This is a genomic window from Micromonospora sp. NPDC002296, from assembly GCF_040296145.1.
Classification (GTDB): Bacteria; Actinomycetota; Actinomycetes; order Mycobacteriales; family Micromonosporaceae; genus Micromonospora.
Map to the genome: position 1 here is coordinate 18,692 of NZ_JBEOWQ010000015.1, position 20,589 is coordinate 39,280.

The 20,589-nt window shown below is 70.5% G+C and carries 18 protein-coding genes; 6 read left to right on the forward strand and 12 right to left on the reverse strand.

The annotated features are described in order from the left end of the window. Positions 1-31 precede the first annotated feature (31 nt). Entirely contained in the window at positions 32-1,726 is a 1,695-nt protein-coding gene (locus ABT023_RS14520; RefSeq protein ID WP_350885426.1) for a condensation domain-containing protein, read from the forward strand. A gap of 294 nt (positions 1,727-2,020) precedes the next feature. Here ABT023_RS14520 and ABT023_RS14525 read toward each other — a convergent pair whose 3' ends face one another. From ABT023_RS14525 to ABT023_RS14535, 3 genes are all read right to left on the reverse strand, one after another. Continuing rightward, positions 2,021-3,001, reverse strand: a complete 981-nt coding sequence (locus ABT023_RS14525; RefSeq protein ID WP_350885428.1) for a DUF2804 domain-containing protein — start codon at positions 2,999-3,001, stop codon at positions 2,021-2,023. 93 nt (positions 3,002-3,094) lie between these two features. Continuing rightward, entirely contained in the window at positions 3,095-5,353 is a 2,259-nt protein-coding gene (locus ABT023_RS14530; RefSeq protein WP_350885430.1) for a carbohydrate-binding protein, read from the reverse strand. Between the two features lie 143 nt (positions 5,354-5,496). Continuing rightward, positions 5,497-7,506: a ricin-type beta-trefoil lectin domain protein gene (locus ABT023_RS14535; RefSeq protein ID WP_350885432.1), complete on the reverse strand. Its 2,010-nt coding sequence runs from the start codon at positions 7,504-7,506 to the stop codon at positions 5,497-5,499. Positions 7,507-7,983: 477 nt separating this feature from the next. Between ABT023_RS14535 and ABT023_RS14540 the strand changes: the two genes are divergently transcribed. Continuing rightward, positions 7,984-9,066, forward strand: coding sequence for a prenyltransferase (locus ABT023_RS14540; protein ID WP_350885434.1), 1,083 nt, complete (start codon positions 7,984-7,986; stop codon positions 9,064-9,066). 249 nt (positions 9,067-9,315) lie between these two features. Here the strand turns inward: ABT023_RS14540 and ABT023_RS14545 are convergent, their stop codons facing one another. Together ABT023_RS14545 and ABT023_RS14550 are read right to left on the reverse strand one after the other, a co-directional pair. Then, complete coding sequence (locus ABT023_RS14545) at positions 9,316-9,873, reverse strand: DUF2087 domain-containing protein (RefSeq protein WP_350885436.1); 558 nt, start codon at positions 9,871-9,873, stop codon at positions 9,316-9,318. Positions 9,874-9,939: 66 nt separating this feature from the next. After that, the gene (locus ABT023_RS14550; RefSeq protein ID WP_350885438.1) at positions 9,940-10,269 is read right to left on the reverse strand and encodes a DUF6204 family protein; all 330 of its coding nucleotides are present in this window, start codon (positions 10,267-10,269) and stop codon (positions 9,940-9,942) included. A gap of 286 nt (positions 10,270-10,555) precedes the next feature. On the opposite strand from ABT023_RS14550, the gene ABT023_RS14555 reads away from it, so the two are divergent. Beyond that, positions 10,556-11,815, forward strand: coding sequence for an MFS transporter (locus ABT023_RS14555; protein ID WP_350885440.1), 1,260 nt, complete (start codon positions 10,556-10,558; stop codon positions 11,813-11,815). A 187-nt stretch (positions 11,816-12,002) separates the two neighbouring features. On the opposite strand, the gene ABT023_RS14560 is transcribed toward ABT023_RS14555, so the two are convergent. After that, the gene (locus ABT023_RS14560; RefSeq protein WP_350885442.1) at positions 12,003-12,707 is read right to left on the reverse strand and encodes a TetR/AcrR family transcriptional regulator; all 705 of its coding nucleotides are present in this window, start codon (positions 12,705-12,707) and stop codon (positions 12,003-12,005) included. Between the two features lie 64 nt (positions 12,708-12,771). Here ABT023_RS14560 and ABT023_RS14565 point away from each other — a divergent pair, with 64 nt between their 5' ends. The 3 genes from ABT023_RS14565 to ABT023_RS14575 all read left to right on the forward strand — a co-directional run bounded on the left by ABT023_RS14565 (position 12,772) and on the right by ABT023_RS14575 (position 14,839). Then, positions 12,772-13,554 carry a HipA family kinase gene (locus tag ABT023_RS14565; RefSeq protein WP_350885444.1) on the forward strand — a complete coding sequence of 261 codons (783 nt, stop codon included), beginning with the start codon at positions 12,772-12,774 and terminating at the stop codon, positions 13,552-13,554. Continuing rightward, on the forward strand, positions 13,551-13,946 hold the full coding sequence (locus ABT023_RS14570) for a DUF3037 domain-containing protein (protein ID WP_350885446.1): 396 nt from the start codon (positions 13,551-13,553) through the stop codon (positions 13,944-13,946). The genes ABT023_RS14565 and ABT023_RS14570 overlap by 4 nt, the downstream gene beginning before the upstream one ends. Positions 13,947-14,098: 152 nt before the next feature. Next, on the forward strand, positions 14,099-14,839 hold the full coding sequence (locus ABT023_RS14575; RefSeq protein ID WP_350885448.1) for a DUF1275 family protein: 741 nt from the start codon (positions 14,099-14,101) through the stop codon (positions 14,837-14,839). A 69-nt stretch (positions 14,840-14,908) separates the two neighbouring features. On the opposite strand, the gene ABT023_RS14580 is transcribed toward ABT023_RS14575, so the two are convergent. From ABT023_RS14580 to ABT023_RS14605, 6 genes are all read right to left on the reverse strand, one after another. Beyond that, a complete protein-coding gene (locus ABT023_RS14580) occupies positions 14,909-16,573 on the reverse strand; it encodes an ammonium transporter (protein WP_350885450.1) in 1,665 nt (554 codons plus the stop codon). A 6-nt stretch (positions 16,574-16,579) separates the two neighbouring features. Then, positions 16,580-17,626, reverse strand: a complete 1,047-nt coding sequence (gene yut / locus ABT023_RS14585) for an urea transporter (RefSeq protein WP_350885452.1) — start codon at positions 17,624-17,626, stop codon at positions 16,580-16,582. 19 nt (positions 17,627-17,645) lie between these two features. Next, positions 17,646-18,563: an urease accessory protein UreD gene (locus tag ABT023_RS14590; RefSeq protein WP_350885454.1), complete on the reverse strand. Its 918-nt coding sequence runs from the start codon at positions 18,561-18,563 to the stop codon at positions 17,646-17,648. Next, positions 18,560-19,189: an urease accessory protein UreG gene (gene ureG, locus ABT023_RS14595; protein WP_350885456.1), complete on the reverse strand. Its 630-nt coding sequence runs from the start codon at positions 19,187-19,189 to the stop codon at positions 18,560-18,562. The genes ABT023_RS14590 and ureG overlap by 4 nt, the downstream gene beginning before the upstream one ends. A 105-nt stretch (positions 19,190-19,294) precedes the next feature. Next, positions 19,295-19,972: an urease accessory protein UreF gene (locus ABT023_RS14600; protein WP_350885592.1), complete on the reverse strand. Its 678-nt coding sequence runs from the start codon at positions 19,970-19,972 to the stop codon at positions 19,295-19,297. Positions 19,973-19,993: 21 nt separating this feature from the next. Further along, complete coding sequence (locus tag ABT023_RS14605) at positions 19,994-20,557, reverse strand: urease accessory protein UreE (RefSeq protein WP_350885457.1); 564 nt, start codon at positions 20,555-20,557, stop codon at positions 19,994-19,996. Positions 20,558-20,589 lie beyond the last annotated feature (32 nt).

The following is a 20,589-nucleotide window of genomic DNA, read 5'->3' on the forward strand; positions in this document are numbered from 1 at the left end:
AGCCCGACCATCCAGACCTGGGGGTAGCCAGATGACCACAGCCGAGACGTCGATCGCCCGACGGACGGTGCGGGTGCCCTTCGCGGGGCGCCGCTCGGGCCGGTGGCCGATGCCCCACGGCCAGGGCAACGTCTTCGACTGGCTGCCGCACGAGGGCAGTGGGGCGGTGTTCGTCGTGCACGCCGACCTTCCCGCCGGGCACACCGTCGACGAGGTGCTCGAAGCGGTCGGCGTGCTGGTGTCCCGCCACGAGGGGCTGCGTACGGTGTACGAGGCGGGCCCCGCCGCCGAGCGGGCCCAGTCGGTGTCCCGGTCCGGCCACGTCGACGTGGTGCTCCTCGAACTCGGGCCCGAGGCGCGGGACCGGACCTGGATCAGCGACCCGCCCCGCCCGTTCGACCACGGTGCCGAGTTCCCCGTCCGGATGGCGGTGACCACGGACGCCGGGGTGCCCGTCCGGGCCGTCTTCGAGTTCTCCCACGCCGTCGCGGACCTGGTGGGCGCGAGCATCGTGCTGGACGAGTTCGTCGGGCTCGTCGCGTCGCCCGCCGCCCGCACGGTGGGCCCGCCGGTCTGGCAGCCCGCTGACCAGGCCGAGCACGAGCGGACGCCCGAGGCGCGGCGTCGGATGGCGAAGACGCTCAGCTACTGGCGGGACCAACTGCACACGCTTCCACCCTGCCTGCTCTCCGTCCCGGCCCGCCGGCAGGGGGCGCCGGAGTACCGGCTCGCGACGCTGCGGTCCGCGCCCGTCGCCGCGGCGCTCGGCGAGGTCGCCAAGCGGACCAGGGTCACTCCGACCAGCATCCTCGTCACCACCATGGCGACCCTGCTGTCCTGGTGGACCGACACCGACCTGGCGGCGTTGGAGAGCCTCTACAGCAACCGCGCGCTGCCCCGCATGCAGAACTTCGTCGGCAGCATCGCGCAGAGCGCGATGGTCCCGTTCGCCCCGGCCGCCTCGTTCGACGAGACCCTGCGGCGGACGCACCACGCGATCTTCAACGCCTACCAGTACGCCTACTTCGACGCGACTGCCGTGGAGGAGATGGTCCAGTCGGTCGGTGCCCAGCGGGGCTGCCAGCGGCACCGGGACCTGGTGATCAACGACATGAGCACCACCCGGGGCGGTGTCTTCGACGGGCGCGCGGGGGTGCCGGTGCGGGGGACCGAGGTGGAGAGCGGCCTGGACGCGACCACCACCGACCCGGTCCGGCTCACCATCCTGCACACGCGGCCCACCGTCGTGGTCGGTCTCACGCACGACGTGCGGCACGTGACCACCGACGAGGCGGCGGCGCTGCTGTGGTCGATGGAACGGGTCCTGCTGACGGCCGCCGAGCGGGACATCGACTTCGAGAAGCTCGGTGACCTCGTCGGACTCGACCGGGTGGAGCGCGGCGACGCCTGGGTGGAGATCGACTCCGCCTGGATCGACCTCGTCGCCAGCGAGCGGGTGCTCCGGGAGGCGGCCGGCGATCCGACGGCCCGGATCGTCCTGCGGGCCGGGCCGGGCGGCACCCGGTCGCTCGTCGGGTACGCCGCGCCGGCGGACCGGCGCGTCGGCCCGCGCGAGGTGCACGCGGCGGTCATGGCCGCGCTCGGCGGCCGGCACGGGGCGATGGCCCCGGACTCGTACGTCCTCTGTGCCCACCCGCCGTGCCGGCCGGAGGACCAGGCCGCGTGGCGGACGCAGCCGATCCGCGCGGCGGGCTCCGGCAGGTAACCGGGCCCGGACCAGGAGCAGGCACCCCGCGCCAAACGCTACCGCACCGGTGCCGAGTTGGCCGGGGCGTTCACCCGGCTGCACGAGGAGCAGATCGTGCCCGCGATCCCGGTCGGTCTCGCGGCCACCGTCTACACCCAGCTGTCCGACGTGGAGGACGAGCTGAACGGCCTGTTCAGTTACGACCGGCGGGTGCTCAAGCTGCCCGAGGAGGTCCTCCGGCGGGCCAACGGCCGGCTGCGGCTATGGACCCCTCGACCGGGCCGGCGGACGGTGCCGCCGGTCCGGCCGGCGCTACCAGCGGTTGCGCGCTTCCTCGGCCCAGCCGACCAGGCCGTCCAGGTCGACCCGCTCGCCGTCGTCGGCGGCCGCCCAACCGGTGAAGTGCCCGAAGCACTGGTGCGTCTCGTTGGCGAGTACACCGAAGTTGGTCCGGGCGATCTTCTCGTGGAAGGGGTGGAACTCCACCGCCACCCGTTCACCGGTGATTCGCCACGGTCGTAGCCAGTCGGCGCGGTCGTACTCCCAGCGCAGCTCGTCGCCGATCTTGTGCAGGCGGCCGTCCACGAAGAGGCCGTTCTCGGTCGAGCCGGTGCCGTCGGTCCACTTGCCGCCGAGCTGGATCGCCCGGCCCGGGCCGCTGCCGGCGGCCCAGTTCCAGCGGATCGCGTACGGCCACCTGCCGCGGCCGTGGTCGAGGACGGCGAAGGAGTCCGCCTCGGCGACCGGATGATCCACCCCGGCCACCCGCAGGGTGCCGCTCACCGGGCGGCCGACGTCCTTGACGGTGTACTGGAACCGGCGGGTGCTCCAGGGCACCACCACGCCGAGCGACTCGTGACCCGCCGGCAGCGGCACCACGAGATCGACCTCCAGACCGGGGGCGGTGGCGCGGATCGTGGTCCCCGACGGCCCCTGGTCGATGTCGATCGAGAGCCCGCCGCCGCGGGCGCGCACGGCACCTGCCCCGCTGACCGGCGGGAAGACCGTGCCCCGGGCGAAGGGGACCACCGCACCCCTGTCGATCTCGACCTTCGTCGCACGGTCGAGCACGTAGAGGCCGTGCACGCCCGCGTAGTCCAGCGACGAGGCGACCAGGCCGACGATGTGGGTCGGGGTGACGATGCCCCAGTACTCCCAGCGCTTGTTGCGGCCCCAGCCGCGCAGGTTCGCCCGGTGCACCGGGCGGCGGCTCCAGCCCACCGCTGCGGGCTGGAGCCGTCCGCCCGGAAGGCACAGGTCGGTCGGCTCGGTGATCTCGTTCTCGTGCGTCACGACGGCGAGGGTATCCGGCCGGTCGGGACCGGGTCGGCGACGGCGTGGCAGCATCGGCGCCGGCACAGCCGACCGTGGCCGGTCAGGTCCGACTCACGATTCGCGAGACAGAGCCGGGGGCGCGAGCCGGAGGTAGTCGAGGTTGAATCCCCAGGTCTCGCAGTACAGCGTGACGACCTGGTCGCCCGCCGGCAGCTCGACGGTCGCGTGCACCGACTGGTAGGCGGCCCAGCCGCCCGTGTCCGGTACCGAGACCGTGGCCAGCACATTGCCCGCGGCGTCGCGCAGCGACAGCGCGTCCGTGACCGCGGAGCCCATGCCGGTGGCGACCCTGACCTCGAGGTCGTACGTGCCGGCCCGGGCGACGTCGATGCGGTACTTCAGCCACTTGTCACCCTCGGTCCAGCCGACGTTCCTGCCGCCGCTGGCCGTGGGGTTGTCCTCGATGAAGTTGCTGCCCCCCTCGGTCCACCCATGTTGCTCGACGTAGGCCTCGGCCTCGATCCGTTCGCCGATCGGAGCGCCGTGCGGCCGAACGTTCACGTGGACGGTCACCGTGTCGTTCGCCATGCCGTCGGTGACGGTGAACGTCAGGTCCTGTTCGCCGGCGACGGTCGGGTGGAGCGTCACCACACCTGTGGCGGCGTCGACGCGGACGCCGTCCGGCAGGTCGGACGCGTAGTAGGCGAGCCGGTCGTGGTCGCGGTCGAACGCGGTCAGCGGCACCTGAACCGTGCTGTACTGGTCGGCGACCACGTCGGCGACGTCGCGCAGGATCGGGGCGTGGTTGCCGTGCGCCGACGGCAGCTCAGCCTTCCACCGGTAGGTGGCGAACGAACGCGCCGGCACCGTGACGACGAAGGACCTGGCGGCGAGCACGACGCGCGTCGTGGCGGGAGCGTCGTTGCTGTTTGCGAGGACGGCGACGAAATTGTCCCTGTCCCGGTAGACGACGTTGCTGACGCCGCCGCTGGTGGCGCTTGACTCCACCCGCACGTGCTCACGGCCCAGGTACCTCGAGAACTGCCCGAGCTGGTAGAGCTCGTCCCGGACGGTGAAGTCCCGGGTCGAGGTGTTCACCTTGACCATGCGGTTCGGCCACTTCGTCGTCCGGCCGACCTCCGCCCAGTCGATGTTGTTGTCGCGCGAGGGCGTCCAGTGCAGCGTCCCCCCGTCCTGGTCCGTGGTCTGTGCCCACATGACGTACGAACTCGCGTCGAGCCGGAAGTAGCTCAGCACCGTGGCCGGGGACAGGTCACTCGTCTCGGTCAGGTGCACCGGCTTGCCGGTCTGCTCGTACGCGTCGCGCATGACCCGCGGGTCGCCCCAGTAGGGATGGAAGGCGATGCCGTCGGTCGCGCGGCTGACCTGCTCACCGGTCACGGAGCCGTCCGGCGCGTCGTCGAGGATGCGGTGGTAGTTCTTCGTCCCGGCGCTGTTCGGATCGCGCCAGTCCCAGAAGTTGAAGTCGTGCACGTAGAGCTGGGTGCGCAGCCGGGCGGCGGCGAGCTCGCGCTCGATCGCGAGCGCCAGCTTCTGCTGCTGCGCCACGCTGATGTCCATGGCCGGGTAGACCACGTCCATGCCGGGCTCGTTCAGCAGCGTCAGCGCGTCGACGTGAATGCCCCGCTCCGCGTACGCCTGGACGAACTTCACGTAGTAGCGGGCGAACACGTCGATGCAGTCGTCGCGCAGCTTGCCGACCTGGTGGTAGTTGGTCGTGCTGCCCGGCTGGAGCGCGACCTCGCCGGTGAACCGGTTGTTCGTCTTCATCCACGCCGGGGCGCTCCAGGCCGAGGCGAAGAATGTGGCGCGCGGGTTGTAACGCTGGATCAGTTTGACGGTGTCGATGATGTGCAGGTCGATGTCGCGCTGGATGGAGAAGTGCTTGAGGCCGAAGTCCTCGGTGACCCCGGAGGGAAGGTCGTCCGCCGACCAGAACGGCAGATGCTCGATCAGGTCGGGGCTGCCGATCGTCAGGCGGAACCGGTCGAGACCCGCGCCGGTCAACGGGTCGACGAGCAGCCGGATGGCCTCCTCGCGCTTTGCCGGGGTGAGCTTCCACAGGTTGGAGACGCTGGTCTCGTCCAGGGAGAACCCGATGCCCTCGTAGCGCTGGCGGGTCCGACCGGGGTCGACCACGACGGTCGCGTCGACGGGTCGGCCGCTGTCGTCGCCGACGCGGACGGTCGGCAGCTGTTGCCATGCGTGTTCGGCGCCTGCGGAGTAGGTGCCGGTCACGAGCGCACCGCGTCCGGGGTGGCCGGCCGTGCCGGCTTCGGACGGCGTGCTCGTGAGCACGACCAGGGTCGTCGATGCGGCGACCAGCGCGGTCATGGTGGAACGCCTCATGGCGCCTCCTCGATATCGGGGACCGTTCTCGTGGCCGGCGCCATTCGACGGACCATGGGGATCGATGCGGGTCCTGTCCTGACCCGAGTGGGGTCCGCCGTGGGCTGACCGGGACAGGGCAGCCCACGGCGGACTCGGTACGGCTATCCGTTGAGGACCCAGGTCTGGTTGGGCTGGGCGTGGCAGTCCCAGATCTGCAGCCGGGCGCCGTTGGAGTTGTTGACGTCCACGACGTCCAGGCACCTGTTGGACTGCGGGTTGACCAGGGTGCCGGCGGTGGTGGCCGTCCAGCGCTGGGCGGCGGTGCCGTTGCAGGTCGTGATCTGAACCCTGGCACCGTTGTTCGTAGCCGCTCCGCTCACGTCGAGGCACTTCCCGAGCGATCGAAGTGTCCCGTCCCCGGGGCGTGACCACTGCTGGTTCGGTTCGCCGTGGCAGTCCCAGATCTGCACGGGCGTTCCGTCACCGCTCTGCTTGTCGACGACGTCGAGACACCGGCCGCCCAGACCCGTGACCGTCCCGGAACCGGTGGGCGGATTCGTGGTCGGCGGCGGCGTGGTCGGGGGCGGGGTCGTCGGGGGCGTCGTGGTCGCGGGCGGCGTCGTCGGTGGTGTCGCGCCGCCGCTCCAGGTGAAGGTGGCCGTGGTCCGCGCCGGCATCGTGTAGGTGAACGACTGGCCACCCGAGTTGACCTTGACGGGCTGGGCGTCGGCGGCGGGGTTGTGCACGATGAGCGCCTTGGATCCGTCGGTGTTGCGCCACGCGACGTTCTGCACGCCCCACGTCTGGGTGGAGTCGATCCGCTGCGCGCCGGGGCGGACGAACTTCGTCAGGTGGCCGGTCGTGTAGTACTCGACGGTGTAGTCGACCTGACCGGCCCGTGCTCCGCCTTCCTGCACGGTGATCAGGCCGGTGCAGGCGTCGCACCCGCCGTTGTGCGGGCCGTGGTTCTGGTTGAGCGCGAGGCTCCATTTGATCAGGCTGCTGCTGTAGTTGCGGGCGTAGTTGACGATGTCGCTGAGATCCTCGTTGTGCTGGTTGCTGATCCAGGTCCCGCCCGAGTGCTCCGTGCTGAACTGCCGCACATTCGGGAAGTCGTGGTGCACCACGGTGCCGATGTCGGGCTCGCCCCAGTAGCCGTGCCAGGCGATGCCGCCGAAGAGCGGGTCGTTCCGGATGGCCGGATCCTGCAGGAGGTTCTGGCCGAGGGTCCAGTAGTCGCCGTAGTTGAAGTCCTGCACCATCACCTTGGTGGTGAGGCCGGCGGCCCGCAGCGCGGGGTAGACGTGATTCTTGGTCAGGTCGATGAGCTGGTCGGGCGTCCAGGCCATACCCGGATAGTTCATCTCCGTGGGGTTGTCGGCCTTGCAGCAGTTGGGTTCGTTCTGCACGGAGATGTAGTTGATCGGCACGCCGGCGCGGGCGTACGACTGGATGTACTTCACCAGATACTGGGCGTAGAGCGCGTAGTACTGGGTCTTCAACGATCCCATCTGGTCCATCCGACCGTTGGTCTTCATCCACCCCGGCGCGCTCCACGGCACACCCTTGACCCGCAGCTCCGGGTTGAGTTGCTTCGCCTGCTGGGTGAGCAGGCGCACGTTGGTGTCATAGCCGTTCGTGCCGAAATCGGCCAGGTCGCAGCACGTGTCGTCGAGCGACGCGTTGCCCGGGCGGGACAGGTCGGAGGCGCCGATCGGGTTGCGCACGAACGACAGCCCGATGCCCGTGGTGGGACTGAACAGCGTGGCCATCACCGCATCGCGGGTCGCGGCGCTGACGACGCCGCCGCGAAGTAGGTGAGCGGTCGTGTCGGTGATCGACGCGCCGCCGCCTTCGAAGTTCTGGTAGCGGACCGAGTCGTCGACGGTGATGGTCTGGTCGGCGTTCGGGCTGCTGGCGGCGAACCCGACCGGTGTCTGCTGCTGCAGTCCGCGCGTGACCGTACGGCCGGCGGCGTCGGACGTGGTGGTGAGATGGACGCCGACAGAAACCGGCGCGGCGAAGGCGGATGGGGCAGTGGCCACGGCGATCCCGGCGGCTGCCGGCAGGCAGACGGCGAGCAGGGCGGTGGCCAACCTGCGGTGGCGTCGGGTAGCGGTGGGCGGGTGGTTGGGCGGCGGGTCGTGCGGCGGATTCCCGGACGGGGACAAGGAGGGACTCCTTCCACGGAAGCAAGGTACGCAGGGGCAAGCCGGCGGGACGGTCGACTCGACGCGGCGCGGTAACGGGGCGGGACGGACAGCCATCGACGCGACCCTTGCAGGAACATCAATGAGTGCTGATCAAAGCAACGTTCAATGGTTTAGTCAAGACGCAAAAAAAGCTGCCTGCGGCGGGTTTGATGCGATTCGTCTTCCCGACTTCAATGAATCGCGTCGGACGCGGATGCGGATCGGTCAACCGGATGTCCGTCCAGGTGCGGCCGGCGCCCGCCTCGACGCGGTCGTCCGACGTCGCCCCGGGATGGGCGGGGCGACTGCGGCCGGCCCCTCCGGTCCTTGGCGAAATGGGCGGGTCCGCCGAAGGGGGTATCGAGCTTTTTCCGGACAGATCGTTTCCGTTGCCGTTCCCCGAGATATAGGTTGCTGCCACTGTCTGACTACGGGGAGGCGTCGACCATGGCCGCGATGCGGGAATCTCAGTTGGTCCCAGGACCTCGTCAAGCTGCCGCCGGGCGGGACGGAACTTCCTGGAGGGGTTTCCTCCGGCTGGCCCGACTGCGCTTCCTGCTGTACAACGTCCTGCCGGTGGGCCTCGCCGTGGCGGTGTCGGTGCACCAGGGCCACCCGCTCGATCTCACCTGGTACGTCGTCGCGCAACTGTTCGCGTGGACGGTCCACGTCATGACCCACTACTGTAACGAGTACTTCGACCTGGAGGCCGACCGGGCGAACGTCTACTTCACCCCGTGGACGGGTGGCAGCCGGGCGCTCGTGGACGGGTCCGTCGCACCCATGGTGTCGCTCGGCGCCGCGTTCGTGCTGTTCAGCGCCTCGACTCTCATGGTGGCCGTCATGCCGTCCTGGCAGGCGCGCGTGCTCGCCACCGGGGCCGTGGTGCTGGCCTGGTTCTACACCGCCCCGCCACTGCGGCTGAACTACCGGGGCGCGGGAGAGCTGACGGTTGCCGCGATCCTCAACGGCCTGTGGCCCGCCGTCGCGGCAGTGCTCCAGGCCGGCACCGTGCCGATGCTGCTGCTGGCCGTGCTGGCGCCCACCGCGGTGCTGCAGGTGGTCCGAATGATGGTGATGAACCTGGGTGACCGCCGGTCGGATGCGATGGTCGGCAAGCGGACGCTGCCTGTCATCATCGGTTACCAGCCGGCGGTGCACGTGATCGTCGGCGCGCAGTTCGTCGCGTACGCGATGCTCACCGTCCTCGCGCTGCTCGGCTGGTTGCCGTGGCTGGTCTGGGCCGCGATGGCCGCCACCGCGCCGCTGTCGGTCTGGCTCGTCAGGCAGCTCCGGGGCGGCGCGATGCGTGACCTCGACCCCAGGCGCATGACGCCGGTGGTGTTCTGGGCGTCGAACCACGTGTCCCTGATCGTCGCGGCGGCGATGCTGGGCGTGATCCTGGACGCGGCGCGCCGCTCCGCCGACACCGGTGCGCTGGCGCTGCTCGGCGCGGTCCTCGCCGGCTACGGGATGCTGTTCGCCCACCGGCTGTGGTTGGCCCGCCGGCCCGCCGGGCAGGGGCAGGCCCGCGCCTGAGTCGCCCTGGCCGGAGCGAAGAACGGTGGAGGGCTGGTCGCTGGCCGGCCCTCCACCGTGCCGGCCTTGGCGCGGCGTTCGCTTCCCGCGCCGGTAGGTCGGGGTGATCTCGAATTGGACGCCGGTGTCCGGCTGTGTCGAGACCACGAACGTTCCCGCCCCCGACATCCCGATTCCGACACTCCCTGATCGGACGAAGCGCCGCGGGGAGGGTGGACGGCCGACCATGCCGCTCCGTCGTCCTCGGCGTCACCGCGTCGCCACGGATCCGTCCGGGGTGACCAGCACGTACCGCCCGGAGTTCCGCCGCAGGAGGCCGCCGTCGACGAGGAGCCGCCGCAGGTGGACGGCGTCGACCGCGCCACCCGCGCACCAGGGCCGCAGGCGGTCGGTGACGTCGCGTTCGTCGTACTCGTCACCAGGGACGAGGGCCGTCTCCGCGACGTGCCGCAGCACGGTTCGCCGGGCGTCGGCGTCCTCCTCCGGCAGGTGCACGAGGACGCCCCCGCGGACGAAGCCGCGCAGCTGCGGGTCGGGCTGCTCGGCGACGGCCCGCTCCTCCTGCCGGAGGGCGGCCACCGCCGCCACCGTGGCGAGGGTTTCCTCGTTCACCGCGAGGCGACCGGGCCCGTCGGACCTGAGCAACCCGGTCCGGAGGAGCTTCCCGATGGCCGGGGCGGCCTTCGACGCTTCGAGACCGGAGGCGGCGAGGATCTCCGTGGGGGTCGCCCCGCCCAGGTCGACCGCGCAGAACACCCGACGCGGGGTGGGTTCGCAGAGCAGGAGGGTGAGTTCTTCAGGGGTCATGAGACGGCTCGCGTCCTTTCGACGAGTGCCCGGCGGTCCGACGCGCCGGGGCGCGTACCGACAGGGTCAGCGTCCCCGCCGTCGGAGCATGTCCTCCAGGTCGCTGGAGACCGAGTGCAGGTCGCTGCTGTCCGCGCCGAGCTTGCGGACGGCGGCCGTTGCGGCCTCCTCCGCCTTCCCGAAGACGACTGCCTCGCTGTCGTCGGGGGTGACGGGTACGAGGCAGCGAAAGGTGAAGATGCGCAGGGGCCGTTCGTAGGTCACCGTGCCCTCGTCGGTGAACCTGGCCGCGAAGAGGTCGTGCTCGTCGGCCCGGGCGAGCAGCGAGGCGCGTTGCTCCTCGGTGAGCGGGGCGAACTTGCCACGGACGATGACCTTGTAGGTGTTGCTGCTCATGGCTGCGGGATCTCCACATCGGGGTGTAGGTGGTGGTGGTTCGACCGCCCGGGGCGGCCGGCGTCAGACGTCGGGAGTCGGGGCGGCACGTCCGCTCCCGGCGCTGCTGCCGGGTCAGCCGTAGCGGCGATGGCGGCCTCCTCCGACGCGTTCAAATACAGCATCATATCCTAATGCACTCCCGTATTCGAAGCGCCGGCCCCGGTCCGCGCCGGGTTCCCGCAGATCGCGACACAACCCGATATTCACCTGCCGTGGGCGAACGGGATCGCGCAGAATCGGCGAGGTGTTGATCCGTTACCTCCTCTCCCACGCCCTGTCGTTGCTGGGGAACTCCATCGCCGCGATCGCCCTGCCGTGGCTCGTGCTGGTCCGTACCGGGGACCCCGCCGCGGCCGGCTTGATCGCCGCGGTGAGCGCGCTCCCCATGCTCGTGGCGGCGGTGGCCGGAGGGCTGGTCATCGATCGGTTCGGCAGGCGCCGGACGTCGATCTGGGCGGACCTCGCCTCGGCGCTGGCGGTGGCCGCGGTGCCCTTCGTCGACCAGGTCTCGGGGCTCACCGTCGCCTGGTTCATGGTGCTCGGCGTCGCGGGCGCGCTGTTGGACGTACCCGGCATGACCGCCCGCGAGTCCCTGGCCCCGGACGTCGCCGCGGCGGCGGGGGTCGGTCTGGAGCGGCTGGCCGGCCTGCGCGAGGGCGTCAACGGCGTGGTCCTGGTCGTCGGCCCGGCCGCCGCGGGTGGGCTGCTCGTGCTCCTCGACCCGACCACGGTCCTCTGGATCACCGTGGCCTGCTCGTCGGCGGCAGCGTTGACCACGGCCACGCTTCCCGCGCGGCTGGGCCGGGGCTCGGGCGAGGCGGGCGGCGGCATCCGCATCGAGCTGCTCAAGGGCTTCCGCGTCCTCGGCGGCGACCGGGTGCTCGCCGCGATGACCTTCGTGGTGACGATCAGCGTCCTCGTCCTGGCACCGCTGCAGAACATCCTGCTTCCCGTGTACCTGGTCGCCCGCGATTCGCCCGGCGGGTTCGGCCTGGTGGTGGCCTTCCTCGCGGTGGGCGGCATCGGCGGGTCGATCGGGTACTCGATCGCCGGCGCGAGGCTCTCCCGGCGGGCGGTCTTCGTCGCTGCCCAGGTGGTTACCGCGTTCGGCACGGTCGGTCTGGCCCTGCTGCCGCCGACCCCCGTGCTGCTGGCCGCCGCCGCCCTAGCCGGGTTCGGCGCGGGCCCCATGCAGGCCCTCGCCCTGGTGCTGGTGACCGAGCGCATCCCGGAGCGTTACCGGGGCCGCGTCCTGGGGCTGCAGAACGCCGCCATCATGACTGCCGTGCCGGCGGGCACGCTGGTGGCGGGTCTGCTGATCGGCGGGATCGGCCTGCGCGAGACGGGCGTGCTGCTCGCCGTCGCCTGGGGCGTGGTCGCCGCGTTCGCACTGCTGGTTCCGGCCCTGCGTCGGCTGGAGCCGCCGACGGGCGAGCAGCCGGCCGAGGAGCCGCCCGTGCGCGAGCGGAATTCCGTTGTGGAGAGCGTCTCCGCCGCCGAGTGACGACAGGGCGGCGGACACCGGTTTCCGGACCGGAGGGTCCGTGGGCGACTGCCACGTTGTGCGAGTGGACAAACCCGGAGGCGGTCGACGCCGCCGGCGATCCCGAGGACCGTCGGGTCGGTGGCGGAGCAGGCGGGCCTGACCCGGAAGGCCGCGGCGAGCGGGTTCGGGGCGGCCGGCCACCGGTTCACGGGCGAGGTGTGTCGTTCCCGGGGTCGGGCGGGTCGGTGGGCTCGTTCGCACGGGTCCGGGCCAGGGCGGTCCAGGACCTGATCAGGAGATCCACCGCGTCCATGACGTCTCCGGCGGTGTCGTCGGGCGAGAGCGCGCGTTGGATGGACAGCCCGTCGTCCAGTGCGTGCACGATCAGGGCCAGCAGCTCCACCGGTGCGGGTGGCGTGACCGAGCGGGCGGCGAAGCCCTGCGCGAGCGCCTGGGTCATCGCCTCGCGGGAACGCCGCTCCCGATCGGCCAGCAGCGGCAGCATCTCCGGATCGCGCAGTCCGTAGAGCCAGAGTTCGGTACGCAGCGCCAGCCAGCTCGCGAAATTCCTGTCCCGCTCGCGGTGCCAGCCCCGTAGGTGCTCGATCGTCTCCTCGAACGAGCCCGCCCGCAGGGTGAGCGCCTGGACCTCCTTGAGCTCGTGCTCGGTCCGCTGTTCCAGCAGGGCCAGGACCAACTCGTGCTTGCCGTCGAAGTTGCCGTAGAACGCGCCTCGGGTGTAGCCGGCGCGCTCGACGATCTGCTCGACCGAGGTGCCGTTGACGCCGCACTCGGCGAACAGCTCGGCTGCTGCCCGCAGCAGCTCCTTACGGGTTATCTCGCGGCTTTCCTGCCGCGTCAGCCTCTTGTTGATGATGATCGACCCCCTCCGGGAACTCGGATACGCCATCGTATACTGATACAGTTCAGTATGTGAAATTCGGACCATCGGCCGTCAGTAGGGTGGAATTCTGTTGCAGAGAGTAATGGGAACGCAGTACCTGACTCCCCTGCGGGAGGGCGGTTCCCTGCCCGGGGTGGTGGAGGCGGACAACGACGGGACCTACGTCGTGAAGTTCCGCGGAGCGGGGCAGGGCAGCGCGGCACTGGTGGCGGAGGTCGTCGTCGGTGAGCTCGGCCGTCGGCTCGGCATCCGGGTGCCCGAGCTCGCCGTCGTCGGCGTCGACCCGGAGGTGGCGCGCCGTGAGCCGGACCAGGAGGTTCAGGAGTTGTTGCGGGCCAGCGCCGGGGAGAACCTCGGCATGGACTTCCTGCCGGGATCGGTGGGCTACGACGGTGTCGGGTGGGAGCCGCCGCCCGAGGAAGCAGCCCGGATCTACTGGCTGGACGCACTGACCGCCAACGTGGACCGGACCTGGTCCAACCCCAACCTGCTCATCTGGCACCGCCAGTTGTGGGCGATCGACCACGGCGCGGCGCTGCTGTTCCAGCACTCCTGGCCATCGGTGGCGGCCTGGGCCGACCGCCGGTACGACCTGTCCCAGCACGTGCTCGCGGATCTCGTGACGAAGCTGGGCCCCGCGTTCCTCGCGAAGCTGGACGCCGAGCTGGCGGCGATCGTGACCGCCGAGCTCCTGGCGGAGGTCGTCGCCCTGGTGCCCGACAGCTTCCTGGTGAGCCTGAACTCCGTGGCGGAGGCCGCCGACCCGGCGGAGCTGCGGCAGCGGTACGTCGATTACCTGCTGGCCCGGCGGATGGGCGAGCGTGGCTGGTGGCCGACGGAGGCGATCGCGTGACCGATCGCCCGATCCCCGCCCTGGGCTTCGACTACGCGTTGCTGCGGGCTGTTCCCCGGGTCGACCGCGGCGAGCAGGTGAATGTCGGGGCGCTGCTCTACTGCCCGGGTGCGGATTTCCTCGGCGCCGCCGTGCACGTCGACGTCGAGCGGCTGCGCGCGCTGGATCCCGGCGTCGACGTCGGCATGGTCTCCACGGCCCTCGACGCGATCCGCGCCGTGTGCGCGGGTGATCCCGGTGCGGGCCGCATCGCTGCCGGCACCCGGCGGGCACGGTTCGGCTGGCTCACCGCGCCGCGCAGCACGGTGATCCAGACCAGTCCGGTGCACGGGGGCCTCACCACGGATCCGGCCGCTGAGCTCAAGCGGCTGATGGGCCGGCTGGTGCACTGACGGCGCCGGCGGGAGGCGCGTCCAGGATCACGACCTGCGACCGGCGGGGGCCCGCGCACCCCTTCCATGTCCGAAATCAACTAACATGGGGGAGGTTTGCGGTCCGGTCGAGGCGACGTCCCCGACGTGTGCGCCCGGGGGTGCCGACGACAATGAGTAGCTCTCAACCCGCGCCGCCGGCACCGGACGGCCCGGCCCGGCCGGGGCCGGAGGATTCGTACCGCGAGTTCCGTCGCCCCGTCGCGGTGCTGGCGCTCTGCACCGGCACCGCGGGCTTCCTGGACGCCTTCGCGTTCCTGCGCTACGGCACGTTCGTCGCCAACCAGTCCGGCAACCTCATCTTCCTCGGTATCGGTCCGGCCGGATGGCACCCGGCCTGGCCGGCCGCGGGCGCTTCGCTGCTCGCGTTCGCCGCCGCGGCCGGCGTGGTCTCCTGGATCCGCTCCCTGCCGGGCCGCTGGTCGCCGGCCCTGCGGGGCCTGGGTGCCACGACGCTCGCCCTGGCGCTCTGGACGTTCCTCAACGTCCTGCTCCACCACGGGCAGGACGGTCCGGTGTCGCGGGCCGTCCTGGCCGCTGCCGGCGGGCTCGCCACGGGCGCTTTCACGACGCTGTTCGTCCGCACGGCGGGGGTGATGACCACCATCACGTACCAGTCGGGCACGGTCGCCAAGACCGGTGGGCACATCGTCCGGTGGATCGCCGCCCCCGGCACCGACCGGAGCCGGGCCAGGCAGGCATCGCTGCTCGGACTGCTCACACTCGTCTGCTACTCCATCGGGGGCGGCATCGGGGCCGTGGCGCAGCAGCGACCCCACTGGGTGCCGGCCTGGGGACTGCTCGCGCTGGTGCCGGTGGCGTTGCTGGTCCGCCGGGTCAGGGCCGGGACGTGAGAGCGGTGGACTCAGGCCCCCGCGCAGCGCCCGGGCACCGCCCTGCCGGCCCCCGGCAACCCGAACCGGTCAGTGTAGGTCCGTCGCGGGCCGGACGTCCTGCACGTAGCTCTCCGACCGGTCGGCGCCGTACCGGCTGAGCACGTCCAGCACCGCGGCCGTGGCTTCCTGCCCCACCAGCACCTCGACCCGTACCCGGTCGAGGAGATCCTGCTCCTGCCAGTATCCCCGGGGCAGCGCCAGGGCGGCCGGCGTGGCGGTGGAGACCGTGGCGTCGGAGACCACGATCGAGCCGGCTCCCGCGCTGAGCAGGGTGTCCCGCAGCTCCCGGGTGTCGGGCAGCAGAACCGGATCCAGCATCGCGATGACCAGCCTGTCCCGCTGGGCCGCCCCCCGGGTGGGCCGATCGGCGGACCGGCCCTGCCCGCGCCGGTTGCCGCGCTGGGCCGCCCCCGTTCCACTCAGTCCCGCGACGCTCCCGAGGTGGTACGCGTCGGTGTCCTGCTGGGTCCGGTCGAGGCTGTCCTGCGTGTCGGCCGGGGCGCGGAGCCCGACGACCGCCTGCACGGCGGCGGCGATCGCCCAGCTGAGCACGAAGGAGAAGACCACCACGGTCACCACGCCGACGATCTGGTGCCAGAGCAGGGACCCGCCGCCGCCGAGAAAGAGACCGTCCACGCCCAGCGGGTTGATGCCGCTGTCGCCGAAGAGGCCGAGCAGCAGTGAGCCGAGCATGCCGCCGACGAAGTGGACCGCGAGGACGTCCAGCGCGTCGTCGAGCCGGAGCAGGTACTTCAGCCGGAGTGCGGTGTGGCAGACGATGCCGGCGATGGCGCCGATGGCGATGGCGGAGAGCGTGTTGACGTAGCCGGCGGTGGGGGTGACCGTGGCCAGCCCCGCGACCGCACCGGTGACGCTGCCCACGACCGTGCAGTGGCCGTCCTTGAGCCGCTCCGCCACCAGCCAGACGAGCATGCCGGCCGCGGCTGCGACGTGGGTGTTGATGAGTGCCTGGGCGGCCACCCCGTTGGCTTGGAGCCCGTCGCCGGCGTTGAACCCGAACCAACCGAACCAGAGGATGCCCGCACCGACGATGGTCAACGGAATCGAGTTGGGCGGGGCGGCGGTGTGTGGCCAGTTACGGCGGCGGCCGACGACCAGCAGAATCCCCAGGACCGCGGCTCCCGCCGAGGAGTGGACCACCATCCCGCCGGCCCAGTCCTGGGTGCCGAACTTGGCCAACCAGCCGTCGGGATGCCAGAGCCAGTGCGCGACGGGCGCGTAGACCACGATGGACCACACCGCCAGGAACAAGGCCCAGCCGGCGAGCCTCAGCCGACCGGCCGTGGCTCCGGTGACGAGCGCGGGAGTGATCACCGCGAACATCATCTGGAAGGCGATGAACGCCAGGGTCGGAATGGTCACCTGGCCGGCGGCCACGTGCAGGCTGGGCGCGGGCGGAACCTTGAGGTCGGTCAGCCCGAGCAGCTCAAGGTTGCCGAAGAGGCCGGTGCCGGCGTCGTCGCCGAAGGCGATCGTGTACCCCACCAGCACCCAGGTCAGGCTGACGACCCCCAGCGCGATGATGTTCTGTTGCAGCATCGCGAGCACGTTGCGGGCGGGGACCATGCCACCGTAGAAGACGGCCAGGCCGGGGGTCATGAACAGCACCAGGCCGGCGCAGACCAGCACCCAGGCGGTGTCGCCCGGGTTCACCGCGTTCTGAGCGAGCACGGGACCTCACCTCTCCTTGTGCAAGGGTTGGATGGTGCGTCTTGCCGCGGAGTCGACGGTCTCCTTGACGCTTTCGTGGTCGGGCACCTGCCCGAAGTGCCGCTGGGGCAGCAAGAGCAGCCAGGTGGCGATGTTGAACGGCCCGGTCAGCACGGGGATGGCCAGCGGGGTGAGTACCGTCGCGAGAGCCACGTGCACGAAGAGCGTCAAGGCGATTCCGAAGAGGGTGTAGATCGTCACGAGCACACCGGGACGGTGCAGCACCGCGCCCACCGCGATCGCCGTCAACACCGCGTTGAAGCCGTACAGGCCCTTGTCGATCGACAGCCCGTCGGCCCCGAACCAGAGCGCCAGCAGGGTCGCGCCGGCACTGCCGACCAGTGCGAAGAGCGCCGACCAGCGAGAGTTGATCAGCAGGGCGACCAGGATGATCAGCCCGCTGACCCAACTGTTGGTCAGGTACACCTGGGAGATCCCACGGAACAGGATCGGGATGAGGTCCCAGTCGAAACGGCCGCCGGCCAGCGCCCCCTCGCCGGGGAACTTCGGCGTCATGTTGGTCAGGACGGTGAACCGGTTGAACTGGTACGCCCCCAGCAACAGCACCCAGGTGGTCAGCACGAACGGGAAGGTGAACGCGGTCAGCCCCCAGGTCTTGAAGACCCTGTTCAGGGCCAGGGTGACCACGGTGGTGGCCGCGGCGCCGAGCACCAGGTAGAGCCACATCAACGGCCGGTCGTCGAGGAACGTCGGGATGGCGATCCCGGTCAGCAGCGGGCTGAAGCCGAACAGTCCCTTCCGCAACGAGGGCCGGTCCACCTTGAGCATGATGGCGGTGGCCGTGCCCACCACGAGACCGAGGACCGCCCCGCCGATGATCCGAGGCTGCCCGTTCTCGAACGCACCCCAGGCGATCGCGACGAGGATGAGCAGGCCGGAGAGCGGATTGTTCTGGAAGACGACCTGCGCGGCGCCGCGCAGGCACGCGTCGACGAACTCGATCAGCGGATTGCGGTCGCTCAGACCGTTCCAGCCCCGCACGACCTGGGTCATGACCCTCTCCTTCGCCTCGTCATCGCCAGCTGAACGCCGGCGGGAAGGTCCGGCCCGTCACCTCTTCGCGGGCGGCCACGCAGAAGGCGCGTACCGCGGCGCGAACCGGCTCCGTCTCCCGCCCGAGGACCTTGAAGATGAGCCCGGCGTCGTTCGGCAGTCGGCTGACCGCGCTGGCCAGCGGCGTCTCGGTGTCCCAGACCGGCGTCGAGGTCCGGTCGAAGACCCGTGCGGCCCGCTCGGGGCTGGTGAGCAGCACGACGTTGCCGAAGATGTGGAAGTGGTCCATGACCCCGGTCCGGGCCACCTCGAACCGTTCGGGGCTGACCACGAACTTCTCGACGAACAAAGGCCGACCGTCGGGCCGTTCCGCGCGCAGCGTGGAGGAAAAGAGGTCGTAGGCGAAGAGTTCGCCGTCGCGGTAGTACTTCCGGCCCGGTTGCAGCACCTCGGCGTAGAGCATGGTGGCACTCTCGGGGAGCCGCACCCGACTGTCGGTGACGAAACGGCTGCCCCGATAGGGGATCACGGGCTCCGGGAGGAATTCGAGGTACGCGTCGTCGGCGAGGGTGAAGGTCTGGATCTGGGTGCCGTAGTTCGCGTCCATTTCCTGGATCTTGGTGGCGGCCTGGGTGACCAGGTGGGCCTGGCTGCCCGGCGCCATGTCGACGTCCATCCGCAGGCGGTCGCCCTGGAGCACGCCCCCGGAGGTGGTGAGGATCATGACGCAGGGCAGCTCCGGCATCTCCTCGTCCCAGTAGAGCGCCCGCTGCACCAGCAACGGCGACTGCCGATAGAGGTCGTCCAGGATCGTCCGGTCGCCGCGTCGCTCGAAACCCATCCGCAGCACGCCGACCTTGCCGTTGGACGCGGCGGGCAACTGGGCGGGTTGGTCCTGGTACGGCTCCAGTTCCCGGACGGTGTCCAGTGAGATCATGCGACCACTTCGGCGTCGAACAGCGCGTTGCGGCGGACCAGTGAGACCAGTTCGTCGATGCCGTCACCCGTCTTGCAGTTGGTGAAGACGACCGGCTTCCCGTTGCGCATCAGATCCGCGTCGTGCGCCATGACGTCGAGATCGGCGTCCACGTACGGTGCGAGGTCGGTCTTGTTGATCACGAGGATGTCGGACTTGGAGATCCCCGGGCCGTTCTTGCGCGGGATCTTGTCGCCGGCGGCGACGTCGATCACGTAGATGAAGTAGTCCACCAGGGCCGGGCTGAAGGTGAGCGTGAGATTGTCCCCGCCGCTCTCGATCAGCACCACGTCGCTGTCCGGGAAGCGGGCCTCCATGTCCTCCACGGCGGCCAGGTTCATGCTGGGGTCCTCGCGGACGGCGGTGTGCGGGCACGCCCCGGTCTCCACCCCGATGATCCGCTCCTCGACCAGGACCCCGGTCAGCGCGCGTCGCACGTGCTTCGCGTCCTCCGTGGTGACGACGTCGTTGGTGATGATCAGTACCCGCAGTCCGTTCTCCACGAGGCGGGGCACGACGGCTTCGATGATCGCGGTCTTGCCGCTGCCCACCGGGCCGCCCACTCCGATACGACTTGCCGACTTCATGACGTGACCTCTGCTTCTGGAAGGTTTCACCAATTTCGGGACCTGCTGATGCCGGAATCTCTCCGGGGGGCGGTCCGGAGGCCCGGCGGGTTGGGCCAGGGACGCTCAACTCATGAACATCCGTACGTGCACGTGCTGGTGCGCGGCCGCCAGAACGTCGATGTGGGGAGCGAAGTTCTGCATGTCGTCGAGGTTCGCCGCGCGCACCTCGCGGTAGTCGTCGGGGACCTTCTCGTTGACCGCGTAGAGGATCGACTGCGCGTCGAGGTGGTCGACCCGCATCAGCCGGAGCGCCGCGCCGAGCACCATCGAGGCCGCGCCGTACTGGTGGGCCGCGAAGGCGTCCTCCTCGCTCACCCCGAGTTCGGCGAAGAGCACTCCGAGCGCGACCGGATAGGTCACCGGCACCCCGTTCGCCGACTCGCTGATCCGCTTCTTGAGCAGCGACTCCCCGACGATCCGGGTCGAGGCCTCGGCCAGCTTCCGTCCCATGCGTACGGACATGGTCCGCATCTCTTCGTTGATCTTGCGCAGGCAGACGGCCTCGTCCGCGTGCCGGATCCGGTCGAGGTCGCCGGAGGCGGCGCCGCGGTGCCCGGCGAGCAAGGCGACGCCGTCCCCCGTGGCGGCGAGCCGGGTGACCGTCCGGACGAAGTCCTGCAGGGTCCTCCGGTCATGGACGACGCCGTGCTGGACGGCCATCTCCAGCCCGTTGGAGAAGGAGAAGGCGCCGACCGGGAAGACCGAGTCGCCGAACTGCAGCAGTTTCAGTGTCTCGACCATCGCGCGCACCGGCCGGCCTCCTCAGTTGAGGTCGGCGGGGAGGTGGGTGTGCGGCGTGGAGTCCGCGCCACCGAACAACCGCCGCGACTCGTGCGGCGCGAGGTAGGCGATGATCTCGGTGCCGGGGACGAACTCGTGGGTGATCCCGGTGAAGGCGTGGGTCCGCATCACGGAGTCCATGACCTTGCGGTCCACGGTGAGCGGGACGTACATCTTCGCGCCCTTGACCACGGCCGGCCAGTGCTGGTTGCCGATGGCGTGGCCGAGTTCGACGGCCGAGCGGATCACCAGGTCCGGTGATTCCCCGTGCAGCCCGTCGAGGTGCACGACCATCACGTCGCCGAGCCTGATCCGGGCCACCACCGCGGTCGCGGTCAGATCGTCCCAGGCCAGGATGTCCCCGTCGCGTAGCCTGACGCCACGGTTGAGCGAGACCGCCAGCTCGGCGCCGGAACTGGTCGTCTTGCGCAGGCGGCTCTTCTGGGCGTCCCACTGGTCGAGCACGAGATCGTCGATCCGTGCCTGGCTCAGCCGGGCGGTCCAGTTCGGCTCGCTCACATTGCCCAGCACCGTTTCGATGAGCACTGGTTTCTCCTTTCACGCGGGTGTGCCGGAAC